The organism is Pseudomonas sp. UBA7530 (genome assembly GCF_002479365.1).
Classification (GTDB): Bacteria; Pseudomonadota; Gammaproteobacteria; order Pseudomonadales; family Pseudomonadaceae; genus Aquipseudomonas.
The window spans coordinates 110,559-124,315 of sequence record NZ_DLMS01000008.1 but is presented as its reverse complement, the minus strand read 5'-3'; the positions used below and the strand labels follow the sequence as shown (position 1 = coordinate 124,315).

The following is a 13,757-nucleotide window of genomic DNA, read 5'->3' as shown; positions in this document are numbered from 1 at the left end:
CCGTGTCCATGGCCCTGCCGAACTGGCTGGGCATGAGCTAGGGCAACCGTCGATCCCGCGTCTACCTCTGCGCCCGGCCTTGTGCCGGGCTTTTTTTGTCCATGCGCCGCGACATATCCCTGGCGCTGCCGATTTGGCTGGGCATGTGCCGGAAACTGGTTCAAGACCATGGTCTTAGAGCGGTAAGACCATGGTCGAATGGCCTCACGAAGGGTCGGGGGATACAAAAGGCACCATACAAAAACAACTACCCGCCGAGGTGATTCCATGAGTGCTGCGTCTCTTTACCCTGTGCGTCCCGAGGTGGCCGCTCGGACCCTCACCGACGAGGCCACCTACAAGGCCATGTACCAACAGTCGGTGGTCAACCCCGAGGGTTTCTGGCGCGAGCAGGGCAAGCGGATCGACTGGATCAAGCCCTACACCAAGGTCAAGCAGACCTCCTTCGACGACCATCACGTCGACATCAAGTGGTACGCCGATGGCACCCTAAACGTCTCCTACAACTGCCTCGACCGTCACCTGGAAGAGCGTGGTGATCAGGTCGCGATCATCTGGGAAGGCGACGATCCGTCCGAGCACAAGGAAATCACCTACCGCGAGCTGCACGAGCAGGTGTGCAAGCTCGCCAACGCCCTGCGCGGTCAGGACATTCACCGCGGCGACGTGGTGACCATCTACATGCCGATGATTCCCGAAGCGGCAGTGGCCATGCTGGCCTGCGCCCGCATCGGCGCCATCCACTCGGTGGTGTTCGGCGGCTTCTCTCCGGAGGCGCTGGCCGGTCGCATCATCGACTGCAAGTCCAAGGTGGTGATCACTGCCGACGAAGGCGTGCGTGGTGGCAAGAAGGTGCCGCTGAAGGCCAACGTCGACGATGCGCTGACCAACCCTGAAACCAACAGCGTGCAGAAGATCATCGTGGTCAACCGCACTGGCGGCCAGATCAAGTGGAACCAGCACCGCGACATCTGGTACGAAGACCTGATGAAGGTGGCCGGCAGTGTCTGCGCGCCGAAGGAAATGGGCGCCGAGGAAGCGCTGTTCATCCTCTACACCTCCGGTTCCACCGGCAAGCCGAAAGGCGTGCTGCACACCACCGGCGGCTACCTGACCTACGCGTCGCTGACCCATGAGCGCGTATTCGACTACCGCCCGGGCGAAGTCTTCTGGTGCACCGCCGACATCGGCTGGGTCACCGGCCACACCTACCTGATCTACGGGCCGCTGGCCAACGGCGCCACCACCGTGATGTTCGAAGGGGTGCCGAACTACCCGGACGTCACCCGCGTAGCGAAGATCATCGACAAGCACAAGGTCAACATCCTCTACACCGCTCCGACCGCCATCCGCGCCATGATGGCCGAGGGCAAGGCCGCGGTCGACGGCGCCGATGGCTCCAGCCTGCGCCTGCTCGGTTCGGTCGGCGAGCCGATCAACCCGGAAGCCTGGCAGTGGTACTACGAGAACGTCGGCCAGAGCCGTTGCCCGATCGTCGACACCTGGTGGCAGACAGAAACCGGTGCCTGCCTGATGACTCCGCTGCCGGGCGCTCACCCAATGAAGCCGGGTTCCGCCGCGCGTCCTTTCTTCGGCGTACAGCCGGCGCTGGTGGACAACCTGGGCAACATCATCGAAGGGCCGGCCGAAGGCAACCTGGTGATCATCGATTCCTGGCCGGGCCAGGCGCGCAGCCTGTATGGCGACCATGACCGTTTCGTCGATACCTACTTCAAGACCTTCAAGGGTATGTACTTCACCGGTGACGGCGCGCGTCGCGACGAAGATGGCTACTGGTGGATTACCGGTCGCGTCGACGACGTGCTCAACGTTTCCGGCCACCGCATGGGCACTGCCGAGGTCGAGAGCGCCATGGTCGCCCACCCGAAAGTGGCCGAGGCCGCGGTAGTCGGTGTGCCGCACGATATCAAGGGGCAGGGCATCTACGTCTACGTGACCCTCAACGCCGGCGAGGAATCTTCCGAGCAGCTGCGTCAGGAACTGCGTAACTGGGTGCGCAAGGAGATTGGCCCGATAGCCACGCCGGACGTGATCCAATGGGCGCCTGGCCTGCCGAAGACCCGCTCGGGCAAGATCATGCGCCGCATCCTGCGCAAGATCGCCACCGCCGAATACGATTCCCTCGGCGATATCTCCACGCTGGCCGATCCTGGCGTGGTGCAGCACCTCATCGACACGCATCGCCAGATGCAAGCCGCCTGCGCCTGATCGGTAACGGCACCTTCTAAAACCCCGCCCGGCCAAAAGCCCGGCGGGGTTTTTCATTTGTGCGCGCGGCCAGCGCCCGCCGCAGGGGCAAGTCGATAAGCGTCGATCCTGGTTAGGCTGCCGTGGGCTGTCGTTTCGATTGCACGGGACTGCGACGAAACGGGTTTCGTGTGGTCTTTAGCAGTGTCGTTTCGTCGTGACATTCGCGATGCGCTGCGTGCTAGCAGGTGTATTGCGTCAGTCAAGGAGCGCCGGCTCGGCCAGTCTGTGGCCTCGATTTCATGTAGTCTTCGCCCCCCCGATCAGGATTTGCCATGAACAGCGACAGCCCCAGCATTTTTCCTCAACCCTTCAAGGCGCTTGGCTGTAACGAATGTCGCAACCTCGATGCGCTCGGCTTCGACTTCATCATGGCGTTCCAGCTGATTGTCGATGTCCAGGCGCAACAGCCCTTCGCCTACGAGGCTCTGGTGCGTGGCGTCGCGGGCGAGTCGGCCGGCGAGGTGCTGAGCTGGGTCAACGACGGCAACCGCTATCGGTTCGACCAGGCGTGCCGGGTCAAGGCCATCGAACAGGCAACGAGCCTGGGGCTGCTCGAACTTCCCGACTGTCTGCTCAGCATCAACTTCCTGCCGAACGCGGTTTACCGAGCCGAAACCTGCATTCGTGCGACGCTGGAGGCCGCCAGACGTTGTGGCTTTCCCCACGAGCGGCTGATGTTCGAAGTGGCCGAGGGCGAGCAGATCCATGATGCCGAACACCTCAAGCGGATCTTCGCCGAGTACGGGAGGCAGGGGTTCACCACCGCCATCGATGATTTTGGCGCCGGTTATTCAGGGCTCAACCTGTTGGCAGAATTCCAGCCCCAGGTGCTCAAGCTGGATATGGCGCTGACCCGCGGCATCGATCAGGACCGGGTACGGCAGGCCATCGTCGCCGGTATCGTGCTGGTGGCCCAGCGCCTGGGCATCCGGATCATCGCCGAAGGCATCGAAAGCGCGGGGGAGCGCGATGCCCTGCTCGATCTGGGCATCCGCTACATGCAGGGCTTCTTCTTCGCCAGACCGCAGGTCGACAGGCTCTGCCTGCCCTGACGAAAACGCCCCGATCAGATCGGGGCGTCGTGTCTTGCTGGCCAGTGTTTTAGAGCGCGCCAAACACCTTCTTCGCCAGGCCGGTGGCAGCCGCGGCCGGGTTCTGGCGGATATTGGCTTCCTGCTTGGCGATCATCTCGAAGAGGCCATCGAGGGCCTGTTCGGTGACGTAGCTTTCCACCGTGCTGCTCTTGGCATCGACCACACCGAAGCTGGCGGCCTGGCCGGCGAAGGCGTTGTATTGCTGAGCCAGCCCCACCTGGTCGGTGGCCTGCTTGACGATGGGCAGGAACTTGGCGCGGATCTGCTCGCGGCTGCTCTTGTTCAGGTACTGCGTGGCCGAATCCTGCGGGCCGCCGAGAATCGCCTTGGCATCGGCCACGGTCATCTTCTTAACGGCGTCGACCAGCAGCGCCTGTGCTTGCGGCACGGCTGCTTCGGCGGCCTTGTTCATGCTCGCTTCGAGCTGGTCGACCTGGGCGCCCATGCCCATCATCTTCATGGTCTTGGCGGCCTTGCCGAGTTTGCCCGGCAGCTCGATGCGCACGTCCGGGTTATTGCTGAAACCGCCCGGCGCGCCGAGTTGCTTGACGGCGACCTGGGCACCCTGGATCAGCGCATCCTTGAGGCCGCCGCTGGCGTCCTGCTGGCTCAGGTCGGAGAGGGACAGGGCGAAGACGTTGGCCGAGAGCAGCAGGCCGGCGACGAGCGTGGACAGGCGCAGCATGGGGTATTCCTTGCATCGGGGGAAAAATGCCGTGAGCTTAACGGAGTCTGCGGCCCTGACAAGCCAGGCGATAGGCGTGGATGGGCAGCGCGCATGGCTATGGCTATGATCAGGGCCATGAATTCACCATTGCCCTTGCGTAATCCCTGCCCACCGGGTGCCTGCGACTGCCAGCGCGACGAGCTGCTGGACAGGCCGGGTGCCGACACGCGCGTCCTGCTGCTGACCCGTCAGGAGGAGCAGCGCCTGCTCGAACGCCTGGAGAACCTGCAGAGCCTGGATGATCTCGAGCGCATGCAGCAGCGCATGTACGAGCAGCTGGGTATTCGCCTGTACATCGAGCCGGCGTATGGCGAGGTGCGCAGCATGCGTGGCATCCATATGCGCTTCGACGCGCATCCGGGGTTGTGCCGCAAAACGCGGCAGAGCATTCCGGCGGCGATCCGCCGGGCCATGGAAAGAAGGCCAGAAATCGCCTGGCGCCTGCTCGACGCCAATGATCTATTCAGCGCGCTGTGACGGATCAACCCTCCCTGGCTTTTTGCAGGGCCAGGCGATAAGCCTCGACCAGTTCCTGCAGCAGCCTGTTGGCTATCTCGGTTTGCGTCTGGCCCGGCTGGCTCTTGAGCAGTTTGCCGAGGCGGGCGGCCTGGTACTCAGCGGTCGCCTGGTGTTGGCAGGGTTCGTTGCGCCTGGCGGCGATTTCGCTGCGCGGCAGGGTGCTGCGCCTGTTGTTCAGGGGCGCGGGCTTGATGGTGAGCGGGGCCGATCTGTTGCAGATCATGCGGATTCATTCTCCGTGCGAGGGTTGGACGAGCAGGCTGGTGCCACGGCATCACTCATTGAACGATGCGCAGGCGCTGGCTGGACTTGGTGAAGTCGGTTCGTGGAACCGCTTGGCAGGCACCACGGCTTCGATGATGTGCACGCCTTGGCTTGCTGTCGCCATACGTGCGGCGTCCTGCCGTTTGCTGCGCCATTGACGCTGTAGCAATCAGCGAGGTGCGAGTTTATTCGCCGCCCGGAAAAGTGGCCTTTGCAGGAGCGTCCAAGGGTTTTGCGGGGGAGGAGTCCGGGGCCGTATTTCGTTTCTGCGCGCCCCAGGCCTGTGTGCCGTGAATATTGCTGCGGCTGCGGCGGTGGGTTCTTCAAGCCATTGGCAAGTACTGAGCCTACGTAAACGACAACGCCACGCTTATGCGTGGCGTTGTCGTTCGTGGCGGGCGGGCAGGTTAGCGCTGCCAGCCGCCGCCCAGTGCCCTGAACAGGTCGGCCAGCGCCAACTGGCGGTCGGTACTGATCCGAATCAGCGTGTTCTGGTCGTTGAAGCTGCTGCGCTGGGCATCCAGGTAGCGCAGATGATCATCCACACCGCCCTTGTAGCGGGCTTCGGCAAGGGCTTCGGCCGCTCGGCTGGACTCGGCCAGGGCACGCCGCGCCGCTTCTTCACGGCGTAGCGTATCGGTGGCGGCGAGGGCGTCAGCGACTTCGCGGAAGGCGGTCTGGATGGTGCCTTCGTAGTCGGCCACGCCTGCATCCTGGCGCACCTCGGCAAGATCCAGATTGGCGCGGTTGCGGCCGCCGGCGAAGATCGGCAGCGACAGCGTCGGGGCAAAGCTCCAGGCCCGCGAGCCACCCTCGAACAGGCCGGACAGTTCGGTGCTTGAGCTGCCCAGCGAACCGGTCAGGCTGATGCGTGGAAAGAACGCTGCACGGGCCGCGCCGATATCGGCATTGCGTGCCTTGAGGCGGTGCTCGCTGGCGAGAATGTCCGGGCGCCGTTCGATCAGCTCCGAGCTGGTGCCGGGGGCGATGTCCTGCAGCAGCATCAGCTCGTCATGCGGCGCCGATGGCAGCAGTCCTCCGGCATCAGGGGTGCCGAGCAGCAGCACCAGGGCGTTGTCCGCCTGGCGTAGCTGGCGCTCGGTGCTCTCGCGTTCGGCCCTGGCCTGCTCGGCCAGGCCCAGGGCCTCCTGATAATCCAGCGCCGTCGCGGTGCCGGCTTCGCGGCGTCTGCTGACCAGCTCCAGCGAGGCCAGGCGGCTATCCAGGGTCTGTTCCACCAGCGCCTTGCGCCGTAGTGCGCCATCGCGGGTCAGGTAGGCCTGGATCACTTCGGCAATCAGGCTGATCTGCGTGGCGCGGGTCGCCTGCTCGGTGGCCAGGTAGGTTTCCAGCGCCGCCTCGGACAGATTGCGCACGCGGCCGAACAGGTCGACTTCGTATTCGGCCAGGCCCAGGCCGACCTGGTAGACGCTGGTGACTTCCGAGCGCCCGGTCTGCGACTGGTCGGCCGGCAGGCGCTGGCGATTGCCGCTGGCGTTGGCGTTGATCGACGGCAGGCGGTCGGCGCGCTGGATGCGGTACTGCGCGCGTGCCGCCTCGATATCCAGCAGCGCCTGGCGCAGGCTGCGGTTGTTGTTCAGCGCAGTGTCCACCGCACGGCGCAGGTCGGCGTCGACGATGAAGGTCTGCCAGTCCAGCGCCTGGGCACTGGCGCCATTCGCATCGGCCTCCTGCCAGCTAGCGGCGACCGGCGCCTCTGGCCGCTCGTAGGTCGGCGCCAGGGAGCAGCCACCGAGGGCGATGGCCAGGGTCAGCAGAGCGGGGCGCAGCATGAGGTGAGAGGTCATCGCGTTACTCCGCTTTGTGCAGGGGATGGTTGTCGGTTTGCTGAGGTTTGGTACGCAGCAGCGACAGCACCCAGACGAAGAAGATCGGCACGAAGATCACCCCAAGCATGGTTGCGCTGAGCATTCCGCCCAGTACCCCGGTGCCCAGCGCGCGCTGGCTGGCGGCGCCGGCGCCGGTGGCGATAGCCAGCGGCACCACGCCGAGCATGAAGGCCATGGAGGTCATGATGATCGGACGGAAACGCAGGCGCGCGGCTTCGATGGCAGCCTCGCGCAGCGAGTAGCCGTCCTCCCACAGGTCCTTGGCGAACTCGACGATCAGGATGGCGTTCTTCGCCGCCAGGCCGATCACGGTGATCAGGCCGACCTTGAAGTACACGTCATTGGGCAGGCCGATGGCGGTCACCGCCAGCACCGCGCCAAGGGCGCCGACCGGCACGATCAGCATCACCGTCAGCGGGATCGCCCAGCTCTCGTAGAGCGCCACCAGCAGCAGAAACACCACGGTGATGGCCAAGGCGAAGAGCATCACGGCCTGGCCGCTGGCGACCCGCTCCTGATAGGACAGGCCGGTCCATTCGTAACCGATGCCTTCCGGCAGTTCGGCGGCGATGCGCTCCAGTTCGGCCATGGCTTCGCCGGTGCTGACGCCCGGCGCGGCGTCACCGGCAATGCGGATAGACGGATAGCCGTTGTAACGGGCGATCTGCACCGGGCCTTCTTCCCATAGAGTGGTGACGAAGGCGCTGAGCGGCACCAGGCCGCCGCTGTCGTTGGGCACGTGCAGCTTGAGCACGCTCTCCGGCGTCATCCGTTCTGCCTGTTCGGCTTGTACCACCACGCGCTGCTGGCGGCCGGCATTGGAGAAGTCGTTGATCACCGAGGAGCCGAAGGCGGTGGACAGCGCACTGCTGACCGACTCGAAGCTGACACCGAGGGTGCGCGCCTGCTCCCGGTCGATTACCAGGCGCAACTGGGGGGCCTCGGCCAGGCCTTCCATCATCGCGTAGAGGAACTTCGGATTGCCGTTGACCTTGCCCAGCACCTCGTCGCGGGCGGCGAGCAACGCCTCGCGGCCAAGGCCGGCGCGATCCTGCAGGCGCAGGGCGAAGCCGCCGGAGTTGCCCAGGCCCTCGATCGGCGGTGGCGGCACGGCCATCATGGCGCCGTCGTCGAGGTTGGCGAAGTGCTCGTTCACTGCAGCCGATTCGGCCTCTGGTGATTGGGTGGCGTCACGCTCCGACCAGTCCTTAAGCAGCGGGAAGGCGATGGCGGCGTTCTCGCCCATGCCGGAGAAGCTGAAGCCGAGTACCAGAAAGGAGGTCTCGATGGCTTCGCGGCCCATCAAGAATTCCTCCAGTTCCTCGCCGGCTGCCGAGGTGCGCTCGCGGGTCGCGCCCGGCGGCAGCTGGATGTCGACGATCATGTAGCCCTGGTCTTCCACCGGCACGAAGGATTCCGGCAGGCGCAGGTAGAAGAAGCCCATCAGCACCACGATGCCCAGGTAGATGAACATCACGCGTCCAGCACGCGGCACCAGCGTGCCGTTGAGTTTCGTGTAGCGCCCGGTGAGCCCGGTGAACTTGCGGTTGAACCAGCCGAAGAAGCCGCGCTTTTCATGATGGCCGTCGGCAATCGGCTTGAGCAGGGTGGCGCACAGCGCCGGGGTGAAGGTCAGCGCGAGGAAACCCGAGAACAGGATCGACACCGCCAGCGACAGCGAGAACTGCTGATAGATCACACCCACCGAGCCGGACATGAACGCCAGTGGCAGGAACACCGCTGACAGCACCAGGGTGATGCCGATGATCGCTCCGGACACCTGGCCCATCGCCTTGATGGTCGCCGGCACCGGCGCCAGGCCTTCCTCGGCCATGATCCGCTCGACGTTCTCCACCACCACAATGGCATCGTCCACCAGGATGCCGATGGCCAGGACCATGCCGAACATGGTCATCATGTTCACCGAGAAGCCCAGCAGGTACATGAAGGTCAGCGTACCCAGCAGGCACACCGGCACGACGATGGACGGGATCAGTGTGTAGCGCACGTTCTGCAGGAACAGGAACATCACCAGGAACACCAGCACCATGGCCTCGACCAGGGTCATGATGACCTTGTCGATGGCCACGTCGACGAAGCGCGAGGTGTCGTAGGGCACCGAGAACTCGACGTTGTCCGGGAAGTTCACCGACAGTTCGTTGAGGCGCTGTTTGACCGCCTCGGCGGTCTGGATCGCGTTGGCCCCCGGCGACAGCTGCACGGCGGCGGCGACGGCCGGCTTGCCGTCCTGGCGCGAGCCGAAGTTGTAGTCCTGGCTGCCGACCTCGATGCGTGCCACGTCGCCCAGGGTCAGGCGCGAGCCGTCTCGGTTGGCGCGCAGCACGATGGCGGCGAATTCCTCGGGGTTGTCCAAAGTGCCCTTGACCGCCAGGGTCGCGGTCAACTCCTGTTCGCTGGAACCCGGCGTGCTGCCGAAGGCGCCGGCCGGCACCTGGATATTCTGTGCGCGGATGGCGTTGTTCACGTCATCGATGGACAGCCCGAAGCCGACCAGCTTCTGCGGATCGATCCACACGCGCATGGCCGCTTCGGAGGCGAAGAACTGCAGCTTGCCGACGCCGGGCACCCGGCGGATTTCATTGTTGATGTTGCGCGCGGCGTAGTCGGCCAGTGCCGTGGTGTTGTCGTCCTTGCCGCCATCCTTGTAGCTCAGCGCGTAAATCAGCAGGAAGCCCGCGGTGGCCTGCTCGGTCTGGATGCCCAGGGTGAGCACCGCTTGCGGCATGCGCGCCTCGGCCTTCTTCAGGCGGTTCTGCACGTCGACCTGGGCCAGTTCCGGGTCGGTGCCCGGCTGGAAGGTGACGGTGATCTCGGCAATGCCGTTGGCGTTGCTGGTGGACTCGAAATACAGCAGATTCTTCGCGCCGTTGAGTTCTTCCTCGATGACGCTGGTCACCGAGTCGGTCAGCACCTGCGCCGAGGCGCCGGGGTAGGTGGCGGTCACGGTGATCTGCGGTGGTGCCACGTTGGGGTACTGCGCCACCGGCAGAAACGGGATGGCCAGCAGGCCGGCCAGCGAGATGAACAGGGCGACGACCCAAGCGAAGTTGGGGCGCCGGATGAAAAACAGGGACATGAGGTTCTCTCCGGCTTACTGCGCCTGGGATTGAGGTGCGGTGGCGGCGTCTTCTTCGCGTGGAGCGACCTTGCTGCCCGGACGGATCGCCGCCAGGGAGCTGACGATCACCTTGTCGCCGGCCTCGAGGCCTTCGGTGATCTGCCAGCGCGAGCCGTGCATGGCACCGGTGGTGACCTGGCGAACCTCGACGGTGTCGTCTTCGCCGAGCAGCATCATGCTGGCCTGGCCGTCGGCGGCACGCTGCACCGCGCGCTGCGGCACCAGGATGGCGTTCTGGTTAAGCCCCTGCGGCGTCAGCACGCGTACATACATGCCCGGCAGCAGCACGCCCTGCGGGTTGTCGAAGCGGCCGCGCAACGCGATCTGCCCGGTACTGCGGTCCACCGAAATGTCGGTGAACAGCAGGGTGCCCTTGCTCTCGATATCGGTGCCGTCGACGCGCAGCGCCAGCGGCTGGTCGCCTGCGCCGGATACCTTGCCTTCGGCGATGGCTGCGCGCAGGCGCAAAGCGTCGGCGGCTGGCTGGGTGAAGTCGGCATAGACCGGATCGAGCTGATGGATGCGGGCGAGCAGGGTGGCTTCGCCCTGGCCAACCAGCGCTCCCTCGGTGACCTGAGCGCGACCGATGCGCCCGGCAATCGGCGCGCGAACTTGGGCATAGCCGAGATCCAGACGCGCGGTTTCCACGTTGGCCTGTGCCGAGCGCTTGTCGGCCTGGGCGCTTTGCAGCGCGGCCTTGGCTGCGTCGAAATCCTGCTGGCTGACGGCGTCGATTTTCACCAGCGGCTCGTAGCGCTTGACCGTGGCCTGTGCCTGGAACAGCTGTGCCTCGGCGCGGGCCAGTTCGCCCTGGGCGCGCGACAGGGCTGCCTTGAAGGGCGCCGGGTCGATCTGGAACAGCAGGTCGCCAGCCTTGACGTCGGTGCCTTCCTCGAAGGTGCGCTTGAGCACGATGCCGGCGACCCGCGCACGCACTTCGGCTACGCGCACCGGCTCGATGCGCCCCGGCAGTTCGGCGACGACGGTAAAGGGTTCGGTCCTGACGGTCAGCACGTCGACTTCGCGGGGCGGCGCCTCACCGCTTTCCTGCTCTTGCTGACCGCAGCCAGCGAGGCCGATTGCTGCCAGAAGGGTGACCATTGAAAAAACGTAACGCCCGCGAATCCTGCTCATGCCTGTCACCTGGAATTCAGATCCATTTGTCCTCGAAGGCGCGAATAATCGTGCCTTGCTTAAATTGAGTCAATATTGACTCATTCGGGTCTACTGTGAGCAAATTTGTATTCCCCTGTTGAAAATGGGGGCTCTTTCTGCACAATGCGCGCTGCCTAACCGGGAGGGCTTCGATGTCCAATGACGAAAAACTGCTCAAGGCGCTGGCCGTCGCCCTCGTCGATCGTCCACGCGCGACGCTGAAGGAGCTGGCCGAAGCTGCGGGTGTGAGCAAGGCCACCCTGCACCGTTTCTGTGGCACGCGCGATGCCCTGATCGAACGCCTGATGAACCATAGCCAGGCGGCGCTCAGCCAGGTGATCGAAGAGGCCGATCTGCAGGGCGCCGAGGTCGGGCAGGCGCTGCGCAGCCTGATCGAGAACCATCTCAGGCATCGCGAGCTGCTGGTGTTCATGATTTTCCAGTATCGCCCCGACAGCCTCGATCCGGACAAGGACGGCGCGCGCTGGATCGCCTACACCGACGCACTGGACAGCTTCTTCCTGCGTTGCCAGCAGGAGGGTTTTTTGCGCATCGATATCACCGCCGAACTGCTCACCGAGCTGTTCGTCTCGCTGGTCTATGGGGTGGTCGATGCCGAGCGCCGGGGCCGTGCCGCCAGCGCGCGCTCGCTGGCCGTACTGGAGCAGTTCTTCCTCAAGGGCGCCGGTCAGCCGAAGCCCTGATAGGTCTGTCACCAGGGCAGAGGCTGCCCGTCGTAGGCGTGGAAGCTGCCGCTGTGTTCGGGGCCGAGGCTGTCGATCACGCGCAGTATCTCGGCTGCTGCTTGCTCGGCCGGGCGTGCAGCGGCGGCGCCGCGAAAGGGGTGCGATAGCGGCGAAATCACCGTGCCGGGATGCAGGCTGAGCAGGCGCGCTCCGGGTTTGCTGCGTGCCAGTTCGATGGCGGCGGTCTTGATCAGCATGTTCAGCGCGGCCTTGGAGGCGCGATAGGCGTACCAGCCACCGAGACGGTTGTCGCCGATGCTGCCAACCTTGGCCGAGAGCATTGCCATGGCGCCCTGTTTGTCGAGCAGGGGCAGGAAGTGACGCAGCACCAGCGCCGGGCCCAGCGCGTTGACCTGGAACACCGCCTGCAGGGCGTCGGCCTCTATGGCGGCCAGGCTCTTTTCCGGGGCGATCCCGTCGCGATGCAGTAGCCCGGCAGCATGCAGAATCAGCTGGTAGGGCGCTTCATCGGCCAGCGCCGCTGCCGCTTCGGCGATGCTGGCGGGGGTTTCCAGGTCGAGCGCTGGCGAGCTGCTGCGGCTCAGCTCTCGTACACCGGCACAGTTGTCGTCGGCGCGCAGAAGCTGGCAGAACGCCTGGCCGATGGCACCACTGGCGCCGATCACCAGCGCCCGGTAGCCGGTGCCCAGGCTGTTGAGTCTCATGGCTGGGCGCCGCGGCGGAAGAACAGGGTGATCTGCCCCAGCTCGATGCCGAACTTGCTCATGCTCGAACGATTGATCAGGGTGTCGTCGTCCATCAGGTACATCCAGTCGTCAAGGTAGACCACGTAGGTGCTGTCATCCACCGGCAGGTTCAGGTGATAACGCCAGCGCAGGGCATTGCCGGCCACCTCGCCGACGGCCTGCCCGACCACATCGTCGGCCGTGCCTGTCCAGCGGCCCGGGCCGTCCGGGGTCAGCGTCCAGACCCGGCGCTGGCGGGTGCCGTCGCTGTACAGGAAGCGCTCGTCGAGGATCAGCTTGTCGCCCTCGCGGCGGCTGTCGATGTCGACCTGGAAGCGCTTGATCACTTCACCGGAGCGGTCCTGAAACATGCCCCAGGCCTGTACCGGGCCGGAGAAGAAGGTGGGCAGATCGAGTGTCGGCCGCTCGTTGGCGTAACGCTCGACCGGGACCTGGCCGCAGCTGGTCAGCAGCAGGCTGCTCAGTAGGATCAGCATTAGTCTCATGGGAACCTCAGCGGTTGAGGCCGAGCAACGCCGCCCGCAGCTTGGGGCTGCGGGTTTGCGGGTCGAGCCAGATGGAAAAGAAGGCGCGGGCGAATTCGGGGTCGTCGATGACATGCTGCAGCTTGCCGTCTACATAGAACCGGCAGCCCTCGTCGGGTAGGAACAGGCCGGTGATGCGCGTGCCGTCCTGCACATCGACGAAAGCCTGGCGCATCTGCTGCGTCCAGTCGTCCTGTTGCTCGGGGTCCAGTGGCTGGCCGTTGATGCGGCGAATCTCATCGAGGCTGGTGCCGACCAGGGTTTCCCGGCTGATGCTGCGGCGATAAGTCAGCTCCAGCGCGAAGGGCTGCTGGAAGTCGACGCGCCGCTCCGGGCTCCACAGCTTGGCGTTGTACACGGAGAAGCCGAACCAGCTGAAATCACCACTGCCGACCAGACTGGCCTGCGGCAGCCGTTCACGCCAGCCGTTCTGGGTGTTGGCCACTGCTGGCAGGCTGAGCAGCGCAAGCAGCATCAGCGCCGGAAGCAGGGGGCGAAGCAGGGCCACCATGGTCGTTCCCTCTGAGCCGGCTGGCGATGGCCGCGTCCAGCCATTGTGCGTATGCCCGGCGGCACGGGCCCCGAATAAAAAGATCCGGCAACCAGAAAGGGGGAGATGGGCGTTGCCGGATTGCGCAGTGTGTCGGGTGGTTTGCCGATGTGCGCCGGATGAGTGGGCGCCCAACGTCATACAGACCAAGTTGTCGATGAATATATGTACATAAATTTACTTTGTACAGTTCCTGTACATGTTTGCTTTC

At 64.8% G+C, this 13,757-nt stretch carries 12 protein-coding genes; 4 read left to right on the top strand and 8 right to left on the bottom strand.

The features are described 5' to 3' along the window. The first annotated feature begins 267 nt into the window (after positions 1-267). Complete coding sequence (gene acs / locus B2U07_RS13085) at positions 268-2,229, top strand: acetate--CoA ligase (RefSeq protein WP_275547387.1); 1,962 nt, start codon at positions 268-270, stop codon at positions 2,227-2,229. Between the two features lie 314 nt (positions 2,230-2,543). Continuing rightward, the gene (locus B2U07_RS13080) at positions 2,544-3,323 is read left to right on the top strand and encodes an EAL domain-containing protein (protein ID WP_275547386.1); all 780 of its coding nucleotides are present in this window, start codon (positions 2,544-2,546) and stop codon (positions 3,321-3,323) included. A gap of 49 nt (positions 3,324-3,372) precedes the next feature. Here B2U07_RS13080 and B2U07_RS13075 read toward each other — a convergent pair whose 3' ends face one another. Then, positions 3,373-4,050, bottom strand: a complete 678-nt coding sequence (locus B2U07_RS13075; RefSeq protein WP_275547385.1) for a DUF4197 domain-containing protein — start codon at positions 4,048-4,050, stop codon at positions 3,373-3,375. 117 nt (positions 4,051-4,167) lie between these two features. Between B2U07_RS13075 and B2U07_RS13070 the strand changes: the two genes are divergently transcribed. After that, complete coding sequence (locus B2U07_RS13070) at positions 4,168-4,569, top strand: hypothetical protein (RefSeq protein ID WP_197859399.1); 402 nt, start codon at positions 4,168-4,170, stop codon at positions 4,567-4,569. A gap of 4 nt (positions 4,570-4,573) precedes the next feature. Here the strand turns inward: B2U07_RS13070 and B2U07_RS13065 are convergent, their stop codons facing one another. The 4 genes from B2U07_RS13065 to B2U07_RS13050 form a co-directional block, all read right to left on the bottom strand. After that, a complete protein-coding gene (locus B2U07_RS13065) occupies positions 4,574-4,834 on the bottom strand; it encodes a hypothetical protein (protein ID WP_275547384.1) in 261 nt (86 codons plus the stop codon). A 448-nt stretch (positions 4,835-5,282) separates the two neighbouring features. Then, positions 5,283-6,683 (bottom strand): efflux transporter outer membrane subunit, encoded by a 1,401-nt coding sequence (locus B2U07_RS13060; RefSeq protein WP_275547383.1) that lies wholly within the window; start codon positions 6,681-6,683, stop codon positions 5,283-5,285. Positions 6,684-6,687: 4 nt separating this feature from the next. Then, positions 6,688-9,822, bottom strand: coding sequence for a multidrug efflux RND transporter permease subunit TMexD (tmexD, locus tag B2U07_RS13055; protein ID WP_275547382.1), 3,135 nt, complete (start codon positions 9,820-9,822; stop codon positions 6,688-6,690). 15 nt (positions 9,823-9,837) lie between these two features. Continuing rightward, the gene (locus B2U07_RS13050; protein WP_275547381.1) at positions 9,838-10,998 is read right to left on the bottom strand and encodes an efflux RND transporter periplasmic adaptor subunit; all 1,161 of its coding nucleotides are present in this window, start codon (positions 10,996-10,998) and stop codon (positions 9,838-9,840) included. 173 nt (positions 10,999-11,171) lie between these two features. Between B2U07_RS13050 and B2U07_RS13045 the strand changes: the two genes are divergently transcribed. Next, on the top strand, positions 11,172-11,723 hold the full coding sequence (locus B2U07_RS13045; RefSeq protein WP_275547380.1) for a TetR/AcrR family transcriptional regulator: 552 nt from the start codon (positions 11,172-11,174) through the stop codon (positions 11,721-11,723). 8 nt (positions 11,724-11,731) lie between these two features. On the opposite strand, the gene B2U07_RS13040 is transcribed toward B2U07_RS13045, so the two are convergent. From B2U07_RS13040 to B2U07_RS13030, 3 genes are read right to left on the bottom strand one after another with little or no spacing between them, the layout of a single operon-like run. Continuing rightward, the gene (locus tag B2U07_RS13040; RefSeq protein WP_275547379.1) at positions 11,732-12,430 is read right to left on the bottom strand and encodes an SDR family NAD(P)-dependent oxidoreductase; all 699 of its coding nucleotides are present in this window, start codon (positions 12,428-12,430) and stop codon (positions 11,732-11,734) included. Then, positions 12,427-12,957 carry a DUF3833 domain-containing protein gene (locus tag B2U07_RS13035; protein WP_275547378.1) on the bottom strand — a complete coding sequence of 177 codons (531 nt, stop codon included), beginning with the start codon at positions 12,955-12,957 and terminating at the stop codon, positions 12,427-12,429. Before B2U07_RS13035 ends, B2U07_RS13040 begins: the two co-directional genes overlap by 4 nt. 7 nt (positions 12,958-12,964) lie before the next feature. Then, entirely contained in the window at positions 12,965-13,471 is a 507-nt protein-coding gene (locus B2U07_RS13030) for a chalcone isomerase family protein (RefSeq protein ID WP_275547389.1), read from the bottom strand. Between the last annotated feature and the right edge of the window lie 286 nt (positions 13,472-13,757).

What these genes read in the sequence shown, in the direction of transcription:
- acs (WP_275547387.1), top strand. Translation starts at nt 268, where the DNA reads ATGAGTGCTGCGTCTCTTTACCCTGTGCGTCCCGAGGTGGCCGCTCGG.
- B2U07_RS13080 (WP_275547386.1), top strand. Translation starts at nt 2,544, where the DNA reads ATGAACAGCGACAGCCCCAGCATTTTTCCTCAACCCTTCAAGGCGCTT.
- B2U07_RS13075 (WP_275547385.1), bottom strand. Translation starts at nt 4,050, where the DNA reads ATGCTGCGCCTGTCCACGCTCGTCGCCGGCCTGCTGCTCTCGGCCAAC.
- B2U07_RS13070 (WP_197859399.1), top strand. Translation starts at nt 4,168, where the DNA reads ATGAATTCACCATTGCCCTTGCGTAATCCCTGCCCACCGGGTGCCTGC.
- B2U07_RS13065 (WP_275547384.1), bottom strand. Translation starts at nt 4,834, where the DNA reads ATGATCTGCAACAGATCGGCCCCGCTCACCATCAAGCCCGCGCCCCTG.
- B2U07_RS13060 (WP_275547383.1), bottom strand. Translation starts at nt 6,683, where the DNA reads ATGACCTCTCACCTCATGCTGCGCCCCGCTCTGCTGACCCTGGCCATC.
- tmexD (WP_275547382.1), bottom strand. Translation starts at nt 9,822, where the DNA reads ATGTCCCTGTTTTTCATCCGGCGCCCCAACTTCGCTTGGGTCGTCGCC.
- B2U07_RS13050 (WP_275547381.1), bottom strand. Translation starts at nt 10,998, where the DNA reads ATGAGCAGGATTCGCGGGCGTTACGTTTTTTCAATGGTCACCCTTCTG.
- B2U07_RS13045 (WP_275547380.1), top strand. Translation starts at nt 11,172, where the DNA reads ATGTCCAATGACGAAAAACTGCTCAAGGCGCTGGCCGTCGCCCTCGTC.
- B2U07_RS13040 (WP_275547379.1), bottom strand. Translation starts at nt 12,430, where the DNA reads ATGAGACTCAACAGCCTGGGCACCGGCTACCGGGCGCTGGTGATCGGC.
- B2U07_RS13035 (WP_275547378.1), bottom strand. Translation starts at nt 12,957, where the DNA reads ATGAGACTAATGCTGATCCTACTGAGCAGCCTGCTGCTGACCAGCTGC.
- B2U07_RS13030 (WP_275547389.1), bottom strand. Translation starts at nt 13,471, where the DNA reads ATGCTGCTTGCGCTGCTCAGCCTGCCAGCAGTGGCCAACACCCAGAAC.